21 protein-coding genes and 2 pseudogenes are annotated in these 25028 nt (G+C 42.1%); 18 read left to right on the plus strand and 5 right to left on the minus strand.

The window, feature by feature from the left end:
* The first annotated feature begins 6 nt into the window (after positions 1–6).
* The 4 genes from opuAB to NST57_RS01750 all read left to right on the plus strand — a co-directional run bounded on the left by opuAB (position 7) and on the right by NST57_RS01750 (position 3456).
* A complete protein-coding gene (gene opuAB / locus NST57_RS01735; RefSeq protein ID WP_024718999.1) occupies positions 7–852 on the plus strand; it encodes a glycine/proline betaine ABC transporter permease subunit OpuAB in 846 nt (281 codons plus the stop codon).
* Positions 852–1733, plus strand: a complete 882-nt coding sequence (locus NST57_RS01740) for a glycine betaine ABC transporter substrate-binding protein (protein ID WP_341297903.1) — start codon at positions 852–854, stop codon at positions 1731–1733. Before opuAB ends, NST57_RS01740 begins: the two co-directional genes overlap by 1 nt.
* Before the next feature lie 108 nt (positions 1734–1841).
* Positions 1842–2648, plus strand: coding sequence for an alpha/beta fold hydrolase (locus NST57_RS01745; RefSeq protein ID WP_445818809.1), 807 nt, complete (start codon positions 1842–1844; stop codon positions 2646–2648).
* Positions 2649–2733: 85 nt separating this feature from the next.
* The gene (locus NST57_RS01750; RefSeq protein ID WP_019743827.1) at positions 2734–3456 is read left to right on the plus strand and encodes an SDR family oxidoreductase; all 723 of its coding nucleotides are present in this window, start codon (positions 2734–2736) and stop codon (positions 3454–3456) included.
* 47 nt (positions 3457–3503) lie between these two features.
* On the opposite strand, the gene NST57_RS01755 is transcribed toward NST57_RS01750, so the two are convergent.
* A complete protein-coding gene (locus tag NST57_RS01755) occupies positions 3504–4631 on the minus strand; it encodes a M20 peptidase aminoacylase family protein (RefSeq protein ID WP_008342120.1) in 1128 nt (375 codons plus the stop codon).
* 153 nt (positions 4632–4784) lie between these two features.
* Between NST57_RS01755 and NST57_RS01760 the strand changes: the two genes are divergently transcribed.
* The 3 genes from NST57_RS01760 (at position 4785) to NST57_RS01770 (ending at position 9248) form a co-directional block, all read left to right on the plus strand.
* The gene (locus NST57_RS01760) at positions 4785–6215 is read left to right on the plus strand and encodes a YfcC family protein (protein WP_142153832.1); all 1431 of its coding nucleotides are present in this window, start codon (positions 4785–4787) and stop codon (positions 6213–6215) included.
* A gap of 419 nt (positions 6216–6634) precedes the next feature.
* Positions 6635–7582 (plus strand): L-lactate dehydrogenase, encoded by a 948-nt coding sequence (locus NST57_RS01765; protein WP_142153836.1) that lies wholly within the window; start codon positions 6635–6637, stop codon positions 7580–7582.
* Between the two features lie 43 nt (positions 7583–7625).
* Positions 7626–9248 (plus strand): L-lactate permease, encoded by a 1623-nt coding sequence (locus NST57_RS01770; RefSeq protein WP_341297904.1) that lies wholly within the window; start codon positions 7626–7628, stop codon positions 9246–9248.
* Between the two features lie 237 nt (positions 9249–9485).
* Here NST57_RS01770 and NST57_RS01775 read toward each other — a convergent pair whose 3' ends face one another.
* Entirely contained in the window at positions 9486–10475 is a 990-nt protein-coding gene (locus NST57_RS01775; RefSeq protein WP_341297905.1) for a LacI family DNA-binding transcriptional regulator, read from the minus strand.
* A 109-nt stretch (positions 10476–10584) separates the two neighbouring features.
* Here NST57_RS01775 and NST57_RS01780 point away from each other — a divergent pair, with 109 nt between their 5' ends.
* From NST57_RS01780 to NST57_RS01815, 7 genes are all read left to right on the plus strand, one after another.
* A complete protein-coding gene (locus tag NST57_RS01780) occupies positions 10585–11910 on the plus strand; it encodes a DegT/DnrJ/EryC1/StrS family aminotransferase (protein ID WP_341297906.1) in 1326 nt (441 codons plus the stop codon).
* Positions 11885–12751 carry an HAD-IIB family hydrolase gene (locus NST57_RS01785; protein WP_341297907.1) on the plus strand — a complete coding sequence of 289 codons (867 nt, stop codon included), beginning with the start codon at positions 11885–11887 and terminating at the stop codon, positions 12749–12751. The genes NST57_RS01780 and NST57_RS01785 overlap by 26 nt, the downstream gene beginning before the upstream one ends.
* Complete coding sequence (locus tag NST57_RS01790; RefSeq protein WP_341297908.1) at positions 12748–13794, plus strand: Gfo/Idh/MocA family protein; 1047 nt, start codon at positions 12748–12750, stop codon at positions 13792–13794. Before NST57_RS01785 ends, NST57_RS01790 begins: the two co-directional genes overlap by 4 nt.
* Before the next feature lie 57 nt (positions 13795–13851).
* Positions 13852–15039 (plus strand): MFS transporter, encoded by a 1188-nt coding sequence (locus tag NST57_RS01795; RefSeq protein WP_341297909.1) that lies wholly within the window; start codon positions 13852–13854, stop codon positions 15037–15039.
* A 125-nt stretch (positions 15040–15164) separates the two neighbouring features.
* Positions 15165–15794: a LysE family translocator gene (locus NST57_RS01800; protein WP_035703113.1), complete on the plus strand. Its 630-nt coding sequence runs from the start codon at positions 15165–15167 to the stop codon at positions 15792–15794.
* 119 nt (positions 15795–15913) lie between these two features.
* Positions 15914–16297, plus strand: a complete 384-nt coding sequence (locus tag NST57_RS01805) for a UPF0715 family protein (RefSeq protein WP_142153848.1) — start codon at positions 15914–15916, stop codon at positions 16295–16297.
* Positions 16298–16803: 506 nt separating this feature from the next.
* Positions 16804–17562 carry a YqcI/YcgG family protein gene (locus NST57_RS01815; RefSeq protein WP_142153851.1) on the plus strand — a complete coding sequence of 253 codons (759 nt, stop codon included), beginning with the start codon at positions 16804–16806 and terminating at the stop codon, positions 17560–17562.
* Here the strand turns inward: NST57_RS01815 and NST57_RS01820 are convergent.
* Positions 17557–18906 carry an amino acid permease gene (locus NST57_RS01820; RefSeq protein ID WP_142153853.1) on the minus strand — a complete coding sequence of 450 codons (1350 nt, stop codon included), beginning with the start codon at positions 18904–18906 and terminating at the stop codon, positions 17557–17559. The two genes, NST57_RS01815 and NST57_RS01820, sit on opposite strands and share 6 nt — an antisense overlap.
* An 82-nt stretch (positions 18907–18988) precedes the next feature.
* Here NST57_RS01820 and NST57_RS01825 point away from each other — a divergent pair, with 82 nt between their 5' ends.
* From NST57_RS01825 to NST57_RS01835, 3 genes and pseudogenes are all read left to right on the plus strand, one after another.
* Positions 18989–19585 carry a DUF1989 domain-containing protein gene (locus NST57_RS01825; protein ID WP_041508297.1) on the plus strand — a complete coding sequence of 199 codons (597 nt, stop codon included), beginning with the start codon at positions 18989–18991 and terminating at the stop codon, positions 19583–19585.
* Between the two features lie 195 nt (positions 19586–19780).
* Positions 19781–20602 carry an ammonia-dependent NAD(+) synthetase gene (gene nadE / locus NST57_RS01830; protein ID WP_142153855.1) on the plus strand — a complete coding sequence of 274 codons (822 nt, stop codon included), beginning with the start codon at positions 19781–19783 and terminating at the stop codon, positions 20600–20602.
* Between the two features lie 134 nt (positions 20603–20736).
* Positions 20737–21511 (plus strand): annotated as a pseudogene (locus NST57_RS01835) (transposase).
* A 9-nt stretch (positions 21512–21520) separates the two neighbouring features.
* Here NST57_RS01835 and NST57_RS01840 read toward each other — a convergent pair.
* Positions 21521–22099 (minus strand): hypothetical protein, encoded by a 579-nt coding sequence (locus NST57_RS01840; protein WP_126268974.1) that lies wholly within the window; start codon positions 22097–22099, stop codon positions 21521–21523.
* A 1234-nt stretch (positions 22100–23333) separates the two neighbouring features.
* Between NST57_RS01840 and NST57_RS01845 the strand changes: the two genes are divergently transcribed.
* Positions 23334–24446: a Rap family tetratricopeptide repeat protein gene (locus tag NST57_RS01845; protein WP_341297910.1), complete on the plus strand. Its 1113-nt coding sequence runs from the start codon at positions 23334–23336 to the stop codon at positions 24444–24446.
* Positions 24447–24695: 249 nt separating this feature from the next.
* On the opposite strand, the pseudogene NST57_RS01850 reads toward NST57_RS01845, so the two are convergent.
* Positions 24696–25025, minus strand: a pseudogene (locus NST57_RS01850) (NucA/NucB deoxyribonuclease domain-containing protein); the annotation flags it as partial.
* Between the last annotated feature and the right edge of the window lie 3 nt (positions 25026–25028).

Below are 25028 nucleotides of genomic sequence, written 5' to 3' on the forward strand. Positions count from 1 at the left end.
TTTAGTATGAGTGATTTACCTAGAATTCCGTTCGCGGATTATATCGATCAATTTGTTGACTGGTTAACATTAACCTTTGGTGGTTTCTTTGATGGCATCACAAATGGATTAGCTGGAACAGTAAATGGTATTGTAGCTGCACTTGGCGTGATTCCATCTATTATTTTAACGCTTATCTTTGCCGGAATTGCTTGGTGGATCAGTACAAGAGGAGTTGCTCTTTTCACACTTATTGGATTCTTACTGATCGACTATTTAGGCTACTGGCAGCCAATGCTTCAAACGCTTGCACTCGTTTTGACAGCTGTGGTCATTTCTATCGTGATCGGGGTTCCGATCGGGATTTGGGCATCACAGAAGGAAACGGTGCGTAAAATTGTGACACCTATTTTAGATTTAATGCAGACAATGCCTGCATTCGTTTATCTTTTACCAGCAATCTTCTTCTTTAATATTGGCGTTGTTCCTGGGGTTGTGGCATCGGTTATTTTCTCTATGCCGCCAACGATTCGTATGACCATTCTAGGGATTAAACAAGTACCATCTGATTTAATTGAAGCAACAGAAGCTTTTGGTTCAACGACATTCCAGCGTTTGTTCAAAGTTCAGCTTCCACTTGCTACAAAAACCATCTTAGCTGGGATTAACCAAAGTATCATGCTTGCTCTATCGATGGTCGTCATTGCGGCAATGGTAGGTGCTCCAGGACTTGGTTCGGAAGTATATAGTGCGGTAACGCAGCTGAAAACAGGGATTGGTTTTGAAGCTGGTATTGCCATTGTTATCGTTGCGATTACACTGGATCGTATTACACAAAACATTAAAACGAAAAAAACCAGGGGGAATGCTTAATGTGGAAAAAGTCTCTCTACATTGGGATGACCGCCCTGCTTGTCTTTTTACTAGCCGCATGTGGTGCACAAACAGATTCAAATGCAAGTGTAGCGCAGCAGGTCAATAAAACGATTATCGGAATTGATCCAGGTTCAGGTATTATGGCCTTAACCGATCAAGCGAAAAAAGATTACGGCTTAGAGGATTGGACGGTTGTGTCTGCCTCAAGTGCAGCGATGACAGCGACATTGAAGAAATCGTATGACCGTAAAAAACCGATTATCATCACTGGCTGGAATCCTCACTGGATGTTTTCCCGCTACGATTTAAAATATTTAGATGATCCGAAAAAATCCTATGGTGACGAAGAAGAAATTCACACCATTTCTCGTAAAGGATTTGCGAAGGATCAGCCGGAAGCAGCCAAAATGCTCAGTCAGTTTAAATGGTCTCAAGATGACATGGGTGAAGTGATGCTTGATATTCAGGATGGCGTCAAACCAAGTGATGCTGCTGTTAAATATGTGAAAAAGCATAAAGATCAAGTAGCGAAATGGACAAAAGGCGTGAAAAAGTCAAACGGTGACAAAATCAATCTTGCCTACGTTGCGTGGGATAGTGAGATTGCAAGTACCAATGTGGCCGCAGAGGTATTGCGTGAGCTTGGTTTTAAAGTGACATTGACTCAGGTTGAAGCGGGACCAATGTGGACAGCAATTGCAACCGGAAGCTCTGATGCATCATTATCTGCATGGCTTCCAAATACGCATAAAACGTATGCAGCGAAGTTCAAAGGAAAATATGATGACCTCGGTACAAGTATGAAGGGTCTTCGCATGGGTCTCGTTGTTCCGACTTATATGAAAAACGTCAACTCGATCGAAGATTTGAAAAAATAGCCAATTGTATAACAGTTCCCTTATAATAGAAGGGAGCATATGGAAAAAGCAGTCTGCTCAAAAAGCGACTGCTTTTTCTTATATATAAGGATGGTGGATGAGTTGTCGATGGTGGAAAAACCAATGATGATGTTCCTGCACGGTGGAGGCGTAAGCAGCTGGATGTGGCAGGAGCATATGGAAATATTCAAGGAAACGTATGAATGCTATACCCCTGATTTTATCGGTCACGGGACAAGAGCAAATGAAACGTCGTTTTCCATGCGAGAAAGTGCTCTTGAAATCATTTCATGGATAAAGGAGCATGCACATGGTCGTACAGTCATTCTAATTGGCTTCTCTCTAGGTGCACAGGTAGCCGTTGATGTGTTATCGAGAGAGCCAGACATCGCAGACATCGCCATCATCAATAGCGCCCTTGTGCTGCCATTACCATGGCTCTATTTGATGGTAAGGCCCATTTTACCTCTTACATATCCGTTATTAAAGAAAGATTGGTTTATCCAGCTGCAAGCTGAAAAGATGGGACTTCCAAACGATGTACTGGATCATTATGCAGCGGATTCCAAACAATTGCAGAAGAAGACGCTGCTTACGATGTTTCAAGAAAACCTTCATTACAAGCTCCCTGACACATTTCAACAAGCAAAGGCACGGATTCTTGTGACAGTGGGAGAAAAGGAAAAGGGCATTATGACTCGGTCAGCAGAAAAAATCACGAATGCACACCCGAAAGCAGCAGGGGTCATCGTTCCTGACATTGGACATACGTTTACTTTTGAAAAGAAAGAACTTTTTGTAAACATGATCAAAAGCTTTATAGGAGAGCGTGCGTTACCAGCGGAATTAAAGGAAATAAGGAAGCTAGGCCATTTAGAAAGTGAAGATGAGCATAAAAGGGGTAAGCATGTATAAGACATTGTATGATATAGGTATAAAACGCTTACAGATGAGTTGGTGTATGGATGGAAGCTCGTAAGTGAGCCATGAAGGAGGAAGCATGAGTAAAAACTATATCATATTTGGTGCGAGTCAAGGATTAGGGGATGCCTTTGTAAAAGGTCTTCCTTCAAGCGGAGATACAGTTTGGATTGTGTCAAGAAGTGAACCAAGCAGTTTGAACATAGATGACGGAGTGCGTAGAATCTGGCTGAAGATCGATTTATCAAGCCAAACCCATATCCCTTTTATGCTCGAAGCATTGAAGGATCAGACAATTGATGTACTCATTTATAACGTAGGTTTATGGGAGAAACGCGGCTTTGAAGATGATTATTCTTTCGATCATGATCAACCGGAGGATATCGCTCATTTAATCAATGTGAACGTTACCTCAACGATTACCTACATCCAAGCTCTGCTTCCGCACGTAAGGACATCTGAGAATGGAAAGATCATCGTCATTGGTTCTACTGCGGGACTTGACCATACGAATTTGTCTCAGGTTTCTTTTGTTGCTTCTAAATTTGGGCTTCGTGGTATTGTGAACGCACTAAGAGAGCACGTGAGGAAAGATAAAATATCCGTTACCTGTATCAATCCAGGAGAACTGGCGGCAGAAGTTCCATACGAAGATGGCGCTGAAAAAGCCATTGCTCTGTATGATGAAACGAGAATACCTGTACAAGATATTGTCGAGCTGGCGAGATGTGTCATTCATCTATCAAGGGTGTCCTGTGTGAAAGAAATCAATGTACCGGCAATGACAGATGTGAATGCGTAAAATAAAGGAGACCACCCGCTTCAGGAAAGACGGGTGGTTTTTTTATTTTACGATGAATGCTGCTGAAGTGTTTCGTATACAGCTTCCGTCAAAATCTCAATGCCGGTAAAAATCGCAGAGCGATCGAATGTCATATAAGGGTGGTGAAGCCCTGGTTTTAAATCACAGCCTAAACCGAGCATCGTCGATTTAATATGCGGAACCTTTGCTGCATAAAAATGAAAGTCCTCTCCGCCTGTCGTCACGATCGGTGGATCGAGCTGTTCTTTGCCTAGCACTTGCTCTATGGCATGTGACATGATCTCCACAGCTTCTTCATTTAATGTCGCAGCTGGAAGACGATGATCAGTTGAAAGTGTGATAGAGGCGCCAAAAGCATCCGCTACAGAATGGCATGCTCTCTCAATTTCCTTTTCTAATTCATCCATCACTTCGTTTGTCTGTGCCCGAACGTCGAGTGTAAAAGAGGCCTTGCCAGGTATGATGTTGGAGCTGCCACCGCCTGCATTTAAATTGGTCATTTTCACAGAATGGGCGACTCGTGGATCGACATGGATATGTGCCAGTCTCTGCACAAGCGTAGATGCAACTTCGATGACGTTGACCCCAAGGTGCGGGCGTGCACCGTGTGCTTCCTCCCCTAGAATGGTTCCGACGTAATGATTACTTGATCCGTGCAAAATGGCAGGAGCGCAGCGTCCGTTTAAGGTTTCTTGAATTGGGCGCACATGCACCCCGTATAAATAATCAACGTCAGCTAACACACCTTTTTCGATCATCTTTAAAGCGCCGCCGCCTCTTTCTTCGGCAGGCTGAAAAATGAATCGGATCGTGCCACTTGGGAGTTCTTTTTCTTTCAATGCCATGAATGTACCAAGTGCCATCGTCATATGTGCATCGTGTCCGCATGAATGGTTGGCTTGGAATACGCCATCTACTTCCTGCCACAATGCGTCAATATCGGCTCGCACAGCGACTACTGGTGCGCCTTCCCCGATTTCACCGATCACCCCTGTACAGTCTTCAAATGTTCTCGTTTTACAGCCTGCTTTCTTTAATAGATCTTCAATATAAGCCGTCGTATTTGTCTCTTCCCAGCTGATTTCTGGATGGGCGTGCAGATGTTCAAAGATGTCTGTCACGGTTTGTTTCATCTCGTTTGTCAAAGTTGTCATGAGAAGCCTCCTTGCTGACAGATAATCTGCCAAAACATTCTTTTAGTGAAATAATATTGATCTTAAATATCATCAGTGTTTATAATATAACACATCATTTGATTATTCAGAAAATTAAGTGAAATTCCGATCGGGACAAAGGGGTTTTGACAGATGAAAACAGCGACAGTATCAGCACCTGAGAAACAAAAAAGAAAACTTCAGATGCCGGATGCGTATGTACTCTTATTTATGATTGCTTTAATTTGTACGATCGCAACGTATTTTGTACCAGCCGGTGAATTTGATCGGAAAACGTCAGGAGAGATCACAACAGCTGTTCCTGGCAGTTATCACCGTATTGATCAATCACCAGTTAGTCCGGTTGGTTTTTTTACAGCGATTCAAGAAGGGATGGTTGGTTCATCCTCTATTATTTTTCTGATTCTATTTACTGGCGGAACCATTGCGATTTTGGAAAAGACAGGTGCCATTAACGGGATGATTCACAATGTCATCAGCCGGTTCCAAACGAAACAGCTATTGTTTATTTGTATTGTTGGCGGATTGTTTTCTGTACTTGGGACGACCGGAATTGTGGTGAACTCGGTTATTGGCTTTATTCCTATTGGAATCATTGTGGCACGTTCTTTAAAGTGGGATGCAGTGGCGGGAGCGGCGGTTATTTACATCGGCTGTTATGCAGGTTTTAACGCAACCATTTTGTCTCCATCTCCATTAGGTTTATCACAAACGATTGCAGAACTGCCGATTTTTTCTGGTATTGGGCTGCGTGTCATCATTTATCTTTGTTTTCTCCTATCTAGTATTGTGTACATCTATTTATATACAAAACGCCTGAAAAATAAAGAAAAGGGGAGCCTGCTTGGTGACGAGTGGTTTCCTGCTAAAGGGCTTGGAGGAGCTGATGCGGAATCTGTGGACAAGCCTGAATTCACCGGCAGACATAAGCTGATTTTAGCGGTGTGTGGTTTGTCGCTTGGGGGTTTTTTATATGGTGCGCTTCAGCTTGGCTGGACCGATAAAGAAATGGCAGGTGTGTTCATTTTCATGGCCATTGCTGCTGGCCTGCTTGGGGGATTAGCTGCCAATGATATTGCAAAAACGTTTATTGTCGGCTGTCAAAGCCTTGTATACGGCGCACTCATTGTCGGTATGGCACGCTGCATTTCAGTCATTTTGGAAAACGGCAAGCTGCTTGATACTGTGGTGAATGGGCTTGCGAGTATGCTGACAGGGTTTAGTCCAATGGCTGGTGCGATCGGCATGTATATCGCCAGTGCGCTCCTTCACTTTTTGATTTCATCAGGATCAGGGGAAGCGGTTGTTTTTATACCGATTCTTGCGCCGCTTGCTGATTTAATGGGTATCACGAGACAAGTAGCGGTAGAAGCAGTGATGCTCGGTGAAGGGGTGGTCAACTGCGTGAATCCGACTTCAGGTGTGTTGATGGCTGTCTTGGCTGCAAGTGGGATTCCTTACGTGAAATGGCTGCGTTTTATGGTGCCGCTTGCGCTCATTTGGTTCGTCATCGGCCTTGTCTTTATTTGTATCGGTGTCATGATCAATTGGGGACCTTATTAAATAAGAGAGAAGCTGCCGAAGAGTGTTTGGCGGCTTCAGCGTGTAGACAAACCCTCGCATTCTTTGTCAGTCCTGCGTGCTGGTGCTCACGAATGTCAAATTCGCTCTGCTCCGGTGCTCGTCCTTCCTAGACTGCAAAGGCTTTCTATCACGCTGAAAAGAAGACAAAGGGCTAAAATAAAGTACATTTTAGCCCTTTGTCAACAATCTGAAGCCACCAAAGAGTGTTTGGTGGCTTTTTTCTTATGAGAAAATGTATGGGGACAGCGGTTTAAAACCACAATAAGAGTGTTCACAAAATGGCTACATTATTTTTTTAAGCAATCCCCTTGCAAAAGTTTGTGAAGTATTGCACAATAAGAATGTGAAATACTTCACATAAGAAAAACAACCTAGTTTTACTCAGGAGGATGAGATAAATGACAAACGAAAAAGTAAACAAAGTAGCACTTATTGGAGCAGGTTTTGTCGGCAGCAGTTATGCCTTTACATTAATAAATCAAGCGATCACAGATGAATTGGTAGTCATCGATTTGAATCAAGACAAAGCAATAGGTGACGTCATGGATTTAAACCACGGGAAAGCATTCGCCCCGCATCCTGTAAATACTTGGTATGGAGATTATGAGGATTGTCAGGATGCAGACATTGTATGTATCTGCGCTGGTGCAAACCAAAAGCCAGGTGAAACGAGACTTGATCTTGTTGAGAAAAATTTAAATATATTTAAAGGCATTGTAGACAATGTGATGAAAAGCGGATTCGATGGTATTTTCTTAGTTGCTACGAACCCAGTTGATATTTTGACATATGCGACTTGGAAATTCAGCGGACTGCCAAAAGAACGAGTGATTGGCAGTGGAACAACGCTTGATACGGCAAGATTCAGATACATGCTTAGTGAGTACTTTGAAGCAGCGGCGCACAATGTGCATGCGTACATCATTGGAGAGCATGGGGATACAGAGCTTGCTGTTTGGAGCCATGCGAATATCGGAAGTGTACCGATCACAGAATTAATGAAGAGAAATGACCAATACAAACAAGAAGATTTAGACGACATCATGGAAAATGTCCGTCATGCTGCTTACCAAATCATTGAGAAAAAAGGCGCAACTTATTACGGCGTAGCGATGAGTTTAGCCCGCATTACTAGAGCCATTTTGCACAATGAAAATAGCATTTTGACTGTCAGCACTTATTTAGATGGAGAATACGGAGCAGAAGATGTCTACATTGGTGTACCTGCCCTCGTGAACCGAAATGGGGCAACAGAAGTGATGGAGCTCGCACTGAGCGACACAGAAAAAGAAAAATTCGCGCACAGTGTGAATGTGTTAAAAGAGATTTTAGCTCCTCATTTTTAATCAATCAAAGGCAACCTATCTGAGCAGAAAAGGATGAATCACTATGTGGCAGCAAATATATGATCCGTTTGGTAATGAGTTCGTCAGTGCATTGGTGGCCATGCTTCCAATCTTGTTTTTTCTACTAGCATTAACTGTATTTAAGTTAAAAGGGGTATTAGCCGCTTGTTTTACCTTGATCGTCAGTTTTGTAACAGCTGTTTTCTTCTTTCATATGCCAATTGAAAAAGCATTATCTGCTGTGGTGCTCGGTGTATCTAATGGGCTGTGGCCAATTGGATATATCGTCATCATGGCCGTATGGCTCTATAAAATTGCTGTGAAGTCTGGAAAGTTCGATGTCATTCGTTCTAGTATTGCAGGAATTTCTCAAGATCAACGGTTACAGCTCTTATTAATTGGTTTTAGTTTTAACGCATTTTTAGAGGGAGCCGCTGGATTCGGTGTACCGATTGCGATTAGTGCCGCTCTTTTAACAGAGCTTGGGTTTAAACCACTAAAAGCCGCCATGCTCTGCTTGATTGCAAATGCTGCGTCTGGCGCTTTTGGTGCAGTAGGTATTCCAGTTATTACCGGGGCGCAAATGGGAAATATGACGCCGCTTGAGCTGTCTCAAACCCTTGTGTACACCATTCCGTTTATTTCTTTCTGTATTCCGTTTCTGCTGATTCTCATTGTAGACGGCTTTAAGGGCATCAAAGAAACGCTTCCAGCCTTGCTTGTTGTGAGTGGAAGCTATGCGATTCTGCAGGCTGTTACAATGGTCACGATGGGCCCTGAGCTTGCCAATATTATTTCAGCTTTAGCGAGTATGGGAATTTTGGCTTTATTTCTTCGAAAATGGCAGCCGAAACATATTTATCGTGAAGAAGGGGCACCAGCCATTGAACAAAAACAAACGTTTAGCGGAGTTGAGGTGCTGAAGGCTTGGTCTCCGTTTTATATCTTAACGGCTGTCATTACAGTATGGAGTCTGCCAGCGTTTAAAGCACTGTTTGCTGAGGGAGGCCCGCTTAATTGGACAACCATTTTAGTGAAAATGCCGTTTCTGCATCAGCAAATTGTGAAATTACCGCCAATTGCCCAAACAGAAACACCGATTGATGCGATCTTTAAAATTGATGTTATTAGTGCAACAGGTACCGCCATTTTAATTGCGGTGATGCTGACAGGATTGTTCAGCAGACATATTACATTAAAAGAAGGGGCTGCCTGCTTAAATGCAGCGGTCAAAGAGCTTTGGGTTCCTGTTCTTACGATTTGTTTTGTCATGGGCTTTGCCAATTTGGCGAACTTTGCAGGTCTAAGTTCTGCTATCGGACTAGCGCTTGCTAAAACAGGCGATTTATTCCCACTTGTCAGCCCAGTGCTTGGCTGGATCGGCGTGTTTATTACGGGATCTGTTGTGAGTAACAATGCCTTATTCGGTAACCTTCAAGCAGTCACCGCTTCTCAAATCGGCTCTCAGGCAGGTTTGTTAATTGGGGCAAATACGACCGGTGGTGTGATGGCGAAATTAATTTCTCCACAATCCATTGCCATTGCAACAGCAGCTGTAGGAGAAACAGGTAAAGAATCTGAGCTCTTCAAAAAAACAGTGAAGTACAGCTTCATTTTGCTCGCCATCGTATGTATATGGACATTCATTCTTGCTCAATTTGTATAGGTTGATCGATTGATTGAAAAATGGAAGACTGAGAGATTTCTCAGTCTTCAGATTGTTAACAAAGGGCTAAAATGTACTTTATTTTAGCCCTTTGTCTTCTTTTCAGCGTGAAAGAAAAAGGAAGGACGAGCACTGGAGCGGAGCGAATTCGGCATTCGTGAGCACCAGAGCGCAGGACTGACAAAGAATGCGAGGGTTTGTCTACACGCTGAGACTGAGAGATTCCTCAGTCTTTTTTTATGTGGATTCTCGTGTGACAAGCCGAGTAGGCAGCTGAATATGTTCACGTTGTAATGGTTTTTGATCTTGCAGCAGCTGAATCAATTGTTTCACAGACTGCTGGCCAAGCTCGACGATGGGGATGTCGATGGTCGTGATCGTTGGAGCTGTCACTTCGCAAATGTCTTGATTGTCATAACCGATCACCGCTAAATCCTTAGGAATGTGATATCCATATGAAATGGCTTGTTTAATGAGGCCTGCTGCCACTTGATCATTGCCGGTGAAAATCGCATCCGGCGCATCCGGCATCCGGTGGATTAAGTCCATCAAACGAAAGCCGTCCTCAATGGTAAAAGCCTCGCCGAACAGCCAATCTTCTTTAAGCGGCAAACCGTGATCAGAAAGCGCATCAAGATAGCCTTGCTTTCTTTGTTTTTGCGCTTCACTGCTTTCTGTATCAAAGCAAAATCCAATGGATGTACGCCCTGATTGAATCAAGTAGTCAACCGCTTTATAGGCAGCTTCCCGCTCATCATATCCGATAATCGGAATGTCTGCTGTTTGATGATACTCATTTGCCATGACGATCGGGCCGTTTGCTAAAAATGGATCGATTGTTTCCCACTTATTTTCTAACGCCCCCAATATGACACCATCTACTTCTTTTCTTTTTAATAATTGAAGCCCTTCAAGTTCTACTGATTCTTGATAAAACGTCTGGAGCACGATGGCTTTATACCCTTGATCCAGTGCTTCCTTTGAAATGCCTTTAATCAATTGTGCAAAAAAAGGATGGTCCACAGCTGGAACAGACACAGCGATGGTTTTTGTCTGATGTGACCGAAGGGTGCGGGCTGCTGAGCTTGGTGTATACTCCATTTCCTTCATCACCTGTAAAATGTGCTGGCGCTTTTCTTCGGATACATATGGATGGTTGTTCAGCACCCGAGAAACAGTGGTCGTTGAAACCCCGCAGCGTTTGGCAATTTCATAAATTGTACACATATTAACAAATCCTTTACACAAAGTTATTGTTCTGAAATCGATAACATCATTTACAATGTGAAACAAGTTAAATATTAACAAATGGAATTGATTAATTGGAGGGAATGGAATGCAAATATTGACGAAGATATCAGGTAAAAGCAAGGATTATCTACCGTTGCTGGATATGATCAATCAAGGTGTTCAAGTAAAGGCTGATTCAGTTGAAAAGAATCTAGCGAATGATAAGCTTGCTGCGTTCCTTGAGCAAGATATTGCACGTACGGGTTTGGAAAAAATTCTCTTCCATTATAAACAGAATAAGGAAAAAAAGATACCGTTCCTGCCGGTTGATAAACTGATTTCAGAGGATGAGATCGATGATATTATGCAGGTGCTGAAAGAAGTATTAAGTTCAGGCCGTTTTACATCAGGCCCTTATATTCCAAAGTTTGAAAAGACGCTCGCAGCGTACTTAGGGAAAAAATATGTCATTGCCACATCAAGTGGAACAGATGCCTTGATGATCAGTTTAATATCAGCAGGCGTCCATCCTGGAGATGAGGTCATCCTACCTGCCAACAGCTTTGCTGCAACAGAAAATGCAGTGCTTGCGATTGGTGCGGTTCCAGTCTATGCCGATATTGATCCAGACACCTACTGCCTAGCGCCGAATGAAATAGAAAAGCATATCACAGATAAGACAGTATGTATTATCCCGGTTCATTTGTATGGAAAGCAAGCGGATATGAAGGCCATTTCGACGATTGCGAAACGGCATGGTCTATCGATCATTGAGGATGGCTGTCAGGCGATTGGCAGCAGCGGGCTTGGGGCATTTGGGGATGGACTTGTTCTCAGCTTTAACCCGTACAAAAACCTTGGAGTTTGCGGGAAGGCTGGAGCTATCGCAACAAATGATGAAGCCTTAGCCGAAAAATGCATGGAAATCAGCTATCACGGCTTTGAAGCAGGGAAGAAAAATGTCAAGCGCAGTGACTATGGCTTTAATTCCAAGATTGATAACTTACAGGCCGCAATCGGGCTAGAACGAATGAAATATTTAGGTTTACAAAACTTTAAACGCTTTTACTTGGCAAAGAGATACATAGATCAGCTGCAAACGCTGGAAGACGAAGGCTACATAAAGCTTCCGAAGCTGACAGAGGATCATGTATGGCATCTATTCCCGATGAGAGTGCTGAAGGGAAGCCGAGATGAGCTGGCAGAGCAATTACTGGAAATGGGCATAGAAACAGATGTCTATTACCCGATTTTATCGCATCAGCATCAAACGAATCTTGTTTCTCAAAAGTATAAACAAACGGCACTTCCACATACGGAAAAAGCCGTACAGCAATTACTCCACTTACCGCTTTACCCAGGTATGCCGCTGCAAGATCAGGAGAAAGTCATCGAGGGGGTCCATCATGTTATCAAATCTTCCATTCAATAAAAAGCTTGTGCATCAACCGCAACATCCGCAGTGGATCGTCTTCTGTGATTTCGATGAAACCTATTATTCTCACGGAATGACCGAGGAGCAGAGAGAGGATGTAAAGCGCCTGGAAGCTTTTGTGGCAGAAAAGAGCGAAGCCGGACAGCTCATGCTGGGCTGGGTGACGGGAAGCAGCCTCGATTCTGTTACGAGCAAAATGGAGAAAGGCGGTTTCTATCAATTCCCGCATTTTATTGCGTCGAATTTAGGAACTGAAATTGTGTATACATCAGATGGGAAATTTGGACAGCCGGATGCAGAATGGATGAAACGGCTTGATGCACAGGGCTTTTCAGACGAAAAAATTGAAGATATTCTGCAAGCCGTACGTGAAAAGGGGATCACCCTTAGGCCGCAAACGCAGCTGGGCAGCTCTGGGTATAAAAAGAATTTCTATTATCAGGAGCAGGATGAACGGACAGACCTCCATCATCTATCGTTCATACAAACACTTGCGAAGGAGCGGGGGATGGCGGTGAACATCAACAAATGCAACCCGCTTGCGGGAGACCCTGCGGATTGCTATGACGTTGATTTTTTACCAGTGGGAACAGGGAAGGATGAAATCGTTCGGTTTATGCTGAATCAATATAACCTGTCAAAAGATAAGGGCTTTGCTTTTGGTGATAGTGGGAATGATCTGCGGATGCTTCAATCCGTCACGCACGGCTTTCTTGTCCAAAATGCAACAGCCGAAGCCAAACGGCATCATCATCAAATTTGTCATCATGGGTATGCAAAAGGAATCTATGAAACATTGAAAACAGTGATGTATAAACATGAGGAGGCACATTCATGAAGAAAATTGGAATTGTTGGAGCAGGGAATATTGCAAAAGCACATGCTAGAGCGTTATCAACGATCAAAGGTGCAGAATTATCTGGAGTATATGACCTGCACGAATCTGTCGCACAAGGGTTTATTAAACAGTATGGCGGACGGGTGTATGCCAGTATCGAAACACTATCGGATGCATCAGATGGATTGATCATTGCTTCCCCTAACTTCTGTCACAAGGACCATGCCCTTCAGGCGCTTAGAGCAGGACAGCCGATTTTATGTGAAAAACCGATGGCTGTATCGTTAAAAGAAGCGAAGGAAATGGTGGAGACAGCCAAACAGTTCCAGGTTCAAGCCAGTATGGGCTTTAACTATCGCTATTTATCCTTTGTGAATATTTTGAAGAACTTGATTGCCAATGGTGAATTAGGACGCGTTTTGACAGTACGGACACATTTTAAGAAAAATAGTGCCCTTAGAAGAAAGATATTTTCGTGGAGAGACAGCGGCGAAAGTCTGCGTACAAGCGGTGCATTAGGAGATTTAGGGATTCATTTGATTGATATGCTGTGGTACTTATTTGGCAGTGAAATGAAAAAAGAATCCCTTAATACGAAGATGCTGACACATGTAAAGGAAAAGGAAGAGAAAAAGGTACAGGTCGATGACCATACCGAAATTTTTGGGCAAATGGAGAATCAAGTGTTCTTTCATTTGGTGACGTCCAAAAGTACGCAGCCGGAGGAATGTGGATTTAGTGTAGAAGTGGTGGGGCATGACAAGGTTTTTAAATACCATACAAACATGAAAAACGAATATGAGATCAGTGATGGCTTGTGTGTAGAGCGACATCAAATGCCGCAAACATTGCTGACAGATCCACCAAATGAATTTTATGGATGGTCTGATACATTCCGTGATCAGCTGATGCATTGGGTAAATACAAACTCATATCCATCTCATATGAAGGTAGCTGATTTTGCAGATGGTTATCGCGCGCAGGCTGCGCTGAATACGTGCTTCGAGAGGGAAGAGGCTGTCGTCTCTGCCCACGCATATTAATGAAGAGGTGGAGCGGAGGATATCATGACTCCGCTCCTTTTTAGAGGAAGTGAAAAGATGAAAAAGGTGTTTTATTTTGGCTGTATCTTTTATTTTTTTATTGGGACCATTCATGTGTTTTTTGGCAGTTTAACGCCTTATTTGCTGTCTAGTTATGAGAAGGGGCCTGGGGAATTATCTTCTTTAATCTTCTTTCAGTTTATTGGCTTTTTGACAGGCGTTCTTTTGTCGCCCATTCTTGTGAGGAAAAAAGGCTACGGCGCTGTTCTGACGATGGGATTGCTGCTGATGATCGGAGCGCTTCTTCTTGGCCTTTTGGTGCCGGGCTGGACGATTCTTGTGGTGGCAGGTTTTTTCCTTGGGAGCGGTGCAGGCAGTCTTGAGACGACGGCCGGGGCGTATGTGATTTCAATGGCAAACAGTGCAAAGCGAATCAGCATCATGGAGGTCTTTTTTGGATTAGGTGCGCTATTATTTCCTCTATTGATTCTGCTGACTGTGACAGAGGAAACGTGGCATTATGTGTTTTTATTTCAAGCCGGTGCACTGACTTTTTTCCTCATGCTCTGGCTTACCTTTATGAATAAACTCCCTCGTGGGCAGATGGCGGATCCTATTCAAGACATGAAGAAACCGTCCTTGCTGTTTGATCGAGGGAATCGAATGATTGTGGTGCTTATGATCTGTTTTGCGTTTTTCTACGCAGGAATTGAAACGAACTTTGCGAACTTTTTACCGTCGATCATGCTAGAAAAAGGGGGAGACAACTGGGGTCTTTTTGCGGTCTCTACTTTTTGGACAGCGATCGTCATTGGCAGAACTGTCATTGCGAGAAAAGCCGATCAGCTGCATCCGTTGCGTTTTTTAAAGTTAAGCGCAGCGCTGATGATTGTGCTGCTCGCCATATTTGCTCTAGCCACCCACATCGCCGCGCAGCTAATTCTTATCTTTTTCATCGGTCTGTGCGCAGCTGGCATGTTCCCCATTGCCTTGACGGCTTCTGCATTAATGATTGAAAATGCCATCGACGAGGCCACGAGTTATTTTATTGCTGCCGCTAGTTTAGGTGGAGCTTGTTTGTCCTTTTTGATTGGGTTTAGCCTTGAGTGGGCAGGTGCGGCAAGCGCCGTCTTTGTTTTCGCCTTTTTAGCTGTTCTCCTTTTTGCGGCTGCCATTCAAATGAATCGATCTCGGAAAAAAGGAACCATACCCACACAGCCGCCGGCGATGAAAGCCGATCGATAAGCAGCTGATCTGGTGGCTCCTCCTTTTGTATAGCTTATCTTCAGAAAAGGTGACGAAGGACTTGTACTAAAACAACGAAAGTGTGAATAACATGTACAAGTCAGCATCAAAAGGAGGACGTCTATGTGGCGGTGTTTTTTGGTTATATCTTTTTAGGGTTGTCACTTTCAGCGCCTGTTGGGCCAGTCAATGCAGCCCAAATCGACAGAGGAATTAAAAGTGGATTTTGGCACGCTTGGATTTTTGGTGTGGGGGCTATGGCTGCGGATATTGTCTATATGCTCCTCATCTATTTTGGTGTCGCCCAGCTTTTGACTGCACCTCTTGTGAAAACCTTTTTGTGGCTGTTCGGCTTTTTCGTTCTGACCTATACTGGTATTGAAAGCCTTCGTAAAATCAATTTGCAGGAAAGCCCAAAGAAGGACGGAGGAAACACGTCGATCGGGCATTCGTTCATGACGGGATTTTTTATTTCTCTTTCCAATCCGCTTAGTATTTTATTTTGGCTTGGGATCTATGGCAGTATTTTGGCCAATACGATTGAAAAGTACGGAGCATCTCAAATGCTGATGTACAGCATGGCTATTTTTATCGGCATGCTCATATGGGATTTCTGTATGGCGCTGCTTGCGAGTACGTTTAGACGGTATTTAAATGAACGAATGTTGCACGGCTTATCCGTTCTGGCAGGTCTCTCTTTACTTGGCTTCGGTGCCTATTTTGGATATCAAGGAATCATGGCGCTCATTGGATAGAATGGTTGATAAGAAAAAGGGCTAAAATCTAAATCATTTTAGCCCTTTTTCATATTTGACAGAAATAGGACACTCTTCAATAATGATGGAAGATACATAAAATTGAAGGAGTTTTTGCCATGCGTATGTTCCTGCCAGCATTCAACTATGTGTGTATGCTGATGTTGTCTGTGATCACAGCGACATTTGTTTATATCATGTTGTTTGACCCACCTGAATCCAGATTCAGTTATGTGGAGGTCACCAGTCTTTTCATTTTGATCGCTTATGTCCTATTTGCTGCACCTATCCAAATGGTTTTACACCGTCATCCTGAGAAGTTTCGACGCCGTGATTTATTGGTTTATTTTATCGGGGCGTGGGTGATTTGTACGGCGCTCGCATTATGGATTGATTATGGTGTTGTTGTCTTTATTAGCTACAAAGTTTATCTATTTAGCTTTTGCGCGGCCTTTATTTATTGGCTGCTTGATTCCGTCTTTTTAAAGAAGAAACAATCATAAAGGCTTTTCCCGTTTTTTCTCTTGAACATGAACGTGTATGACCTTCGAGAGTCCGCTTGATACAAAAGCAAGAGCCGTCATCAGAAGGACCCAATATAGATTGCTAAGGTCAAATCCAGTATAAGCGAAGATGAAAATCATCGAAATCACGGACGTTAATATGAGGACAGGCCATATCCGTTTAAATAGCAGATAACCAACAAATCCCCAAAGGAAAGCCATCACTGGTAGTGTAAATAAGATCAGATACATCGGATGGAGAAAAAGAAGACGCATGTCATTCACCCATTTCTTTTATAATGACCAACTCTATTAGATAGAGGCGGCTAAATGATGATATGCAGAAGCATACTCATACATGATTAGATAAATGGAAGTGAATTCCTGCTTCATTCGGCAAATCAACCACCTTGTGAATGTCCAGTGAAAGTCGTTGAAGGACAGTCACCACAGCTTTTTCCTCCTCATAGGCTATGGGAGAAGACGCTAAAACGAGGTGGAAGAAAATGGCCCAGCTGTATGCAAAAAGTTGCCTTGATCAAAATCTACGATCACTCGAAGAATGGAAGCAGGATGCCTTCACACAGTTTGGAGAGATGGTCGGTGATGAGGCAGATACATTTCCCTGTGTACCAGGCAGACAAGGATTTTTTCTCGATCATTTACGCTATGGATTTGTTGGTGATCTGCGGGGAGACGGGGCAGTGAATGAGTTAGCAGAGCTTTTAAGGGAATACCAAAGCTGCTCTAGGGAAACCGGTCAATATGCTTCGTTCATTTGCTTTTTTGAAACACCGCAGGATATGAAGGAGTATTCGCTCGAAGAGTATGAGGAGCAGTTTTGGTCGATGGTTCAGCAATTACATCAAAAGGATGAAATGAAATGGCCAGAGGAAATTCCATCAGATCCTGAAAATCATGAATGGGAATTTTGTTTTCATGGGGAGCCTTATTTTATTTTATGCGCGACACCAGCGCATAAGCTAAGAAAAAGCCGTCATTTTCCTTATGTGATGTGGGCCTTTCAACCAAGGTGGGTGTTTGAAAAGATGAACGGTTCCACCACATTTGGTCAAAAAATGAGTAAACTCGTTCGGAAGAGGCTGAAGGCGTATGATCAAGTTGATGTACATCCAGCATTAAAATGGTATGGGGATCAGAAAAATTTAGAATGGAAACAATATTTTCTCTCAGATGATGAGGCGGAGAAACCAGCCTCCGCCAAATGTCCATTTACTGCTTTAAAAAACATGATGAAATTATGATGCGGCCTGATCCTGTTTCCACTTTTTTCTCATAAAGAGTACCATGATGCCAATTACAGCAATGATCCCAAGGCTAATAAAAAAGCCAGGTCGTCCGCTTGCCTCTGTCAGAGTACCTGAAACAGCTGCACCAATTAAGATCAGGGCAAGAACCATTTCGCACGTTTGGCGAGTGGATGGTTTTGACAGTTTTTTACTTGATAGCAGAATAAACACCCATGTGTATAAAAGAGTTAAACCGGCTGCCGTTGTCAGATGCTCGTAAATGTGTTTGGACAAAAAGAGTGCCAGCAAAATCGAGACAATCAATCCAGCAGCAGTTAACAAAATCGAAGACCATCTAACATGAGATGGTTCTTTTTGTTTAAAACAAGCAGGTGCATCGTGATGCTCCGACATCGTGCCAAGCAGTGTTGTGACTGCATAGAGGGAGGCAACCAATGTGGAAAACCCAGCAATAATGAAAATGCCGTTAAAGATATGAAGAAAAATCGATAAATGAAATGGTTCCAGTGATGTAATAAATGGACTGCTGTTCTCGTTAAAGGCTGTTACTGGAACAAGCAAAAGCGCAAGTCCGATGGAGACAATATAAATGACAGCAAGAATGATCAGCATCACACGTCCAGATTTTGCGGCGTCTTTCGGGTCTTTTAAATGAACCGCCATCAGCCCCATGACTTCAATCCCCCCAAAAGCATAAAACGCATAAATTAGCCCATTCCATAGACCGAGCGGACCGAGCGGCATCCATTCGTGGTCTTTATTTGGCAGGTGGAGGGTGGGCCGATGATCTGTGAGAATGCCGCATAAAACAAGAACGGCAAGGACGACAAACAATAGGATCGCCCCGGTTTTCAGCACGGCAAGGACATTTTCCGTCTTTTGAAAAGAAGAAAGCCCAATGATAATCACAAGCAGGGCAAGAGCGGAATAAATCGCTGAAAACACCCATAGTGGAATGGATGGAAACCAGTGACGAGTAAAAAGAGAAATCGCCGTCAGCTGACTCCCTGTGATGAGCATTTCTGAAAACCAATACACCCAGCCATTACTAAAACCCGCCCAGCGCCCATAGGCTTTTCGGGCATAGGAACAAAATGATCCCTTATCTGGGTTCTCGGCTGTCATCGCAGCCAGGTGTTTAAAGACGAGATATGTGCCGACTGCCGCAAGCAAAAATGAAATGCAGACGGAATAACCGGATTTTGTAATGGCGATGCTGGAACCAAGGAAGAAACCAGTGCCGATTGTACAGCCGACTCCGATAAGAGAAAGCTGCCACCAAGATAAAGATTGTTCTTCTTTCAATTTGTGTGCAACACCTTTCCGATTCAATAGCATTAGCTTGTGACGGCCTCTTTTTTTTATACATGATCAAGAGGACGTTTTGGGCATACTGTCAACATGGAAAGGAGTGCATGTGATGAACGGAGAATACGTGATTTTACCAAAGGATGGGCTTGGCTTTCGATTAGGAAAAGGACAATGTATGCGAGTGGTTGATGTCGAAGGACAGCAAGTAGCAGATGTGATGGCCTATCATGAAAAGGATTTTTATGAAAAATTTGATCAAGGCGCTACCATGGACAGCCTGTTCTCTTCCAAGGTGAAAAAGGGAGATCAGCTTTATTCTAATTTATATAAACCAATGTTTACGGTCATTGAAGATACAGTCGAATGTCATGATTTATATATGCCTGCGTGCCGGCAAGAAATGTATCAGCTCTTATATGGCAGGACGCACCTAGAGGTCATGCATACATGCTACGATAATCTCCGAACGGCTTTTGAGCCATTCGGGATTCCAAAGGAGGATATGTATTATCCTTTTAATGCATTTATGAATACAGTCATTGATGAGAAAGGAAAACTGTCTGTCGAGCTACCAAAATCGCTCCCTGGTGATTACATTCGTCTGCGTGCAGAAATGGACCTCATCGTCGCGGTGTCTGCATGTCCTGCCGACATTGGAAAATGCAACGGCTCAAGCTGTACATCCATTCGGGTGGAGATCGATTGAAAAGGAAAGACCAGTCAAAGCGGCTTGGTCTATTTCATTTGTGAATGTTTGATCATTTGCGAAAAAGGGGAACGTCTAAAAAATATCTTTTTTCAAAACATGATATAATAAAGTGGCTAAAATCGTAGGTAAATCAATTGAAATGGAAGTAAAACCTGTTCTCTTCATGTAGAGGATGCTTAGGAGGAAAAGTGTATGAGTTTGCAGAAAAAAATCAGCCAAGAGTTGCATGTGCAGCCCTCAATTGACCCAAAGCAGGAGATCGAAAAACGGGTTGGATTTCTAAAGGCTTACTTGAAAAAGACCGGTGCAAAAGGGTTCGTTCTCGGTATTAGCGGAGGACAGGATTCAACGCTTGCCGGCCGTCTCGCACAGCTTGCTGTAAGTGAGCTTCGTCAAGAAGGAAAAGAGGATGCTGTCTTTATTGCAGTCCGTCTTCCGCATGGCACGCAGCAGGATGAAGACGATGCGCAGCTGGCTCTATCATTTATTCAGCCTGATAAGTCTTGGAAATATGACATCGCACCTGCTGTGACAGCATTCAGTGATCAATATCAAAAGGAAACAGGCGGCGCGCTGTCTGATTTTAATAAAGGGAATGTCAAAGCACGCATGAGAATGATCGCACAGTATGCCGTCGGTGGACAGGAAGGCTTACTTGTCATTGGAACAGATCATGCAGCTGAAGCTGTGACGGGCTTTTTCACGAAGTATGGTGATGGCGGCGCTGATGTCCTTCCGCTCACAGGTTTAACGAAACGCCAAGGACGGTTGCTGCTTGAGACTCTTCAGGCACCGGAGCGTTTATACTTAAAGAAACCAACAGCTGATCTGCTGGATGACAAGCCACAGCAAACAGATGAAACAGAACTTGGTATTACGTACAATGAAATTGATGATTACTTAGAAGGAAAACCCGTTTCAGATCAAGCAGCAGAAGCGATTGAAAAACGCTATGTTCAATCAGAACATAAACGTCAAGTACCAGCTTCTATGTTTGATGACTGGTGGAAATAAAATAAGTGACCTCTCCAGAAGATGGAGAGGTTTCAGGCTGTCGAGAAAATCTCGACAGCTTTATTTTTTCCTTAAAGTTTCCATCTCCGAATTTTATAATAGAGATAAGTCCACTAAAGGAGGTGTTTTTTCTTATGTTCCACACTAGAAATTCTTCTCAGCACGAAGCCGAATTTGTATTACTAGATCAACTGGTCGAAGAGGATCACCTGCTTCGTAAAATTGATCAGTACATTGATTTTTCATTTATTATAGACAAAGTCAAACCTTATTATATTGAGAATAAAGGTCGTCCTTCTCTTGATCAACTTATTTTGTTTAAAATGATATTTATCGCATACCTGTACGGTATCCGTTCCGTATCTTGATCGATTGGATCACCAAATCACCCGATTTGATTTTCAAGTAGAAGCGGTTGCCATTGATTCTGGTTATTTGACAACATCAATCTGTAAAGGATTTATCCGATCGCCACATTTTTGGTGTCATCGCACATAGACGCTTTCATCGAACAAGAGGAAATTCCAGTATCATTTTGAACATGATCATTACATATGCCCAAATGGTGAAAAGCTATCATATACGACAACTGACCGAAAAGGTTATAGGTACTATAAATCAGACTCTAAAAAATGCGTTTCTTGTCCTTTCCTTGAAAGCTGTACAAGATCGAAAAATCATCAAAAAGTGATCTCAAGACATGTATGGGAGGAACAAAAAGAAAAGATTAGACAAAATCGTCTGTCTATCTCTGGAAAAAAGTTATATAAAAAGAGAAAAGAAAAAATAGAGCGAAGCTTTGCAGATTCAAAACAACTGCATGGGCTTCGCTACTGTTGGTTGAGGGGAAAACAGAATGTGAGTGTGCAAGTTCTTCTCACAGCTGCTTTTTTATTTATTGTTGCTTAACAGTAATTTTTAAGGTATTTTTACAGTATATGCTAAATTAACAAACATAATATTTACGCCTACATCAACTTTCTTATATTTGTTTTTAACTGCCCATGCAACAGCACCAGAAGTTCCAGCAGTAATAGCCGCAGCGGCTCCAGCACCCCATGGTCCAGCAGCAGCAATTCGACTTGTGTACCAACCGATATATCCGGCTGCAAATCCACCTGCTACTATGGCATTCATGCTTCTAACTTTCGGTCCTAATTTGAGGTGTAAACCTACAAAACCTAATGTCTGCATGTCACCTTTTTTCTCATTCTCTTCAAAGCTAAATTCTTCTGATTTCATTGAAGTCATTAGTAGACTGTCGTGTTCTGAAATTCCCATTTCCATAAGGGTTTCTTTATCAGCTGTAAAATGAATATTTCCATCCTTATCTAATTCGAAGTAATTAGATAGTTTCTCTGCTAATTCCAATTGTTTTTTATCTACACTGACTGGGGGGGTCTCATTATTACCTTGACTGGCATGACTAATCATTGGAGAAGAGAAACCAAATGTAATAGTAAGCACACATAACACTACTAGAAATTTTTTAAACATACGTACCACTCCTATTTGTTTTTTGGGGTAACGCATACATGATATTTCCTTCTATTGGGGTGGAATACTTAGAGGTTAAGGAGAGTAATAAAATGTATTTATTCTTATTCACTTTGATTTATTGTGTAATCACACAGATGTTGAGTTTTTCCTTTGAGATGTCTTTTGGTGTGTACTTGATAGGTTTAGCTTTAATCAAAGGACTTTCCAGTGGGGAAATTAAAGACATCTTTAATTTCAAAAAGACAAGGGACGTGTTCAAAGAAAACAGATTTATAGATTCTTTGATGGAATTGTTTTCTTTGGTAATAGTGTTTATTAATGCATACATAATTGATTATGAACCATTCTCTCCCTTTGAGTTTGTTTATACTTTTTTCTTGCTTGTAGTTCTGTACAGGTTCCTATTTTGGGGGATCATAAGAGAGTCTAAAAAATGGTTGCATAAAGAGTCATAAGAGACAAGGGCTTATAAAAATCACTCACTTTCTTTGATATATTCCAATGCTACCATTTATTTCTTTATAATTGGTAATATGGTGGGAATTTTATTTTTTAGTTGCGGTGTCCGCAATTAAGGTTCTTTTAATTGGGAGGAGAAATTTCGAATAGAGAAGAATTAGATTGTCAATTATCGCTAATGAACAGGCTGGAGAGCCTGTTTTTTTAAAAAAAAATATTATGTTTTTGTTGAAAAATTCCATTTTGCTTGCGGTGTCCGCAAGCATTTTTTTTATTTTTCAGTGCTTCATTTTGACGGATTTTTTTTGTGATAAAATCCAGTCACTGCGGAGGTGAATCATGTGAAGGTAGAAGTAGGAATAAACCTGTTTGAGATAGGATTTCTCATTCTAGGTGTTTCAGTTTTGTTTTTAATCAAAGCTAATGAGGAACGAAAACGAAAAAGAAAGAGCTAGGCTGCTTCTTGAAAGGCGCTTGACGGAAATCAAGAGATTTTAACACTCACATAGAGGTTTACTTAAAAATTTCAGTTGAGATCGCTCAGATTTGATTCTGATCGCTTTTTTTGTTTAGGTATTAAAAGTAGGGGTGGTGTGTCAAAAACGCTTATAAGGGCTTTAAATGTGTTTTTTCGTTTTGACTACTGAAATCAGTTTGAAAATCTGTTTGCAAGATACCGAAAATTTTCAAAATTGGAACTAAAATGGGTTTTGGACGTATTTCATGTGCTAGGATTTAACATAAAACGGCAAAAATTGAGGGGGATGAATGAATGGCAGCTGTATCTTCAGCGAAAATCGGTCAGAAGATTAATGAATGGTATCAGAATATCAAGAGGCTGAATGTAACAGATGCGGAAATGCTTCGGAGTGAGATCAGAAGGGATTTAGACATCATGGAGGAAGATGAGCAAGCTGTTCTTTATTTTCAGCTTATGGAATTCCGCCACGAACAAATGCTTGAATACATGAATCTAGGAGCTCGGAAATTAAATAAAGCGGAGTACCTGCGATCAGTTGAAGGGCAAGGGCGGAAGCTTACTGGAATCCTGGAATACTATTTTAATTTTTTCAAAGGGATGTATGAGTTTTCGCAAGGTAATTACATTACTGCGATTACTTTTTATCGACAGGCAGAAAAACGGTTGGATCGAGTGGCGGATGAAGTTGAAAGAGCAGAGTTTTACTTCAAGATGGCAGAGATTTTCTATCACATGAAGCAAACTCAAATGTCTATGTATTACATCATGCTAGCCCTTGATACATATAAGGCGCACCCGACTTATCTTGTCCGAGAAATTCAGTCTCGTTTTGTTGTTTCAGGAAATTATATTGATCTTAACAGTTCTGAAAAGTCTCTCCCGCATTTAGACAAAGCATTAGAAAAATCACATGCGATTAAGGATGAATTAATGATTGGTATAAGTTTGATGAACTTGGGTCACTGTTATTCTAGTTTGGAAAAATATCAGTTGGCATTAGATCATTTGGAGGAAGCTGAAATTTATTTGAAACGTCATTCTCACATACGAGCAATCCTTTATCAGCAGGCTCTGATCCATTTTAAATTGGGTAACGATGAATTGGCCAAGGAATATTTGCAGCGTGGCATAGATTATCTAAAATCAAACCCTGATCAATTATTCGAATCTTTGTACGATTTTCTTGTAAACCTATATATAAAGCCACTTAATCTTGATGATCTCAAGGATATTTTGAAACGATTTGATAACATTAGGGGTTATCCATATTTAGAAGAACTGGCATTAGAGTCCGCAGAATTTTATACTAAATGTGAGCGTATGGAGGAATCTGTATATTTGTATCAGCAAATGGTGTACGCTCAAAAACAAATTCGAAGGGGCGACTGTTTGTATGAACATTAGAAAAAGCTTTGTTTTAGCTGGTCTTGCGATCATGATGTTGGTTGGTGGTTCATATCTGAATCATACCGAGACTGCTATGGAGTTGGCTATTCGATTAGGTACATGAAAAATGGCAGACCTTTTGGGTCTGTCTATTTGGAAATTCTTCTGGAACAACACCAATGCACTAACAGACACTCAGAAAAAATCCCTTCCAATTGGATAGGGATTTTTTGAATAAGCTGCGATCTAATTCAAAGTTGCATAACCCTAATCAACAACAAACAGTACGGCCGTTCCATCTTCGTATTCATTTAGTTGATGGGACACCCAAGATCCCGCACCTCGATTGTCTGAAGGAGATATTTATTCTATATCGGCTCCTGCACCGCCTTCTTCACACATAGCCATAGGGAATTCATCTCGATCATATCCCCTTTTTGTTGGTATGTCTTTCAATGATTCTTCTCTATTTTTATCGGCACCTTCTTTATCAATCGTGCAGACGGCAGAAGCGCCCTTTTTTATAGCATTTTTTATGTCTCGTGCTGTTTCTGGATACTTATCAAACGGAAACTTCAATTTCACATCATACTGAGACCT

It is taken from the genome of Bacillus sp. FSL M8-0077 (genome assembly GCF_038050255.1).
Lineage (GTDB): Bacteria > Bacillota > Bacilli > Bacillales > Bacillaceae > Bacillus > Bacillus altitudinis.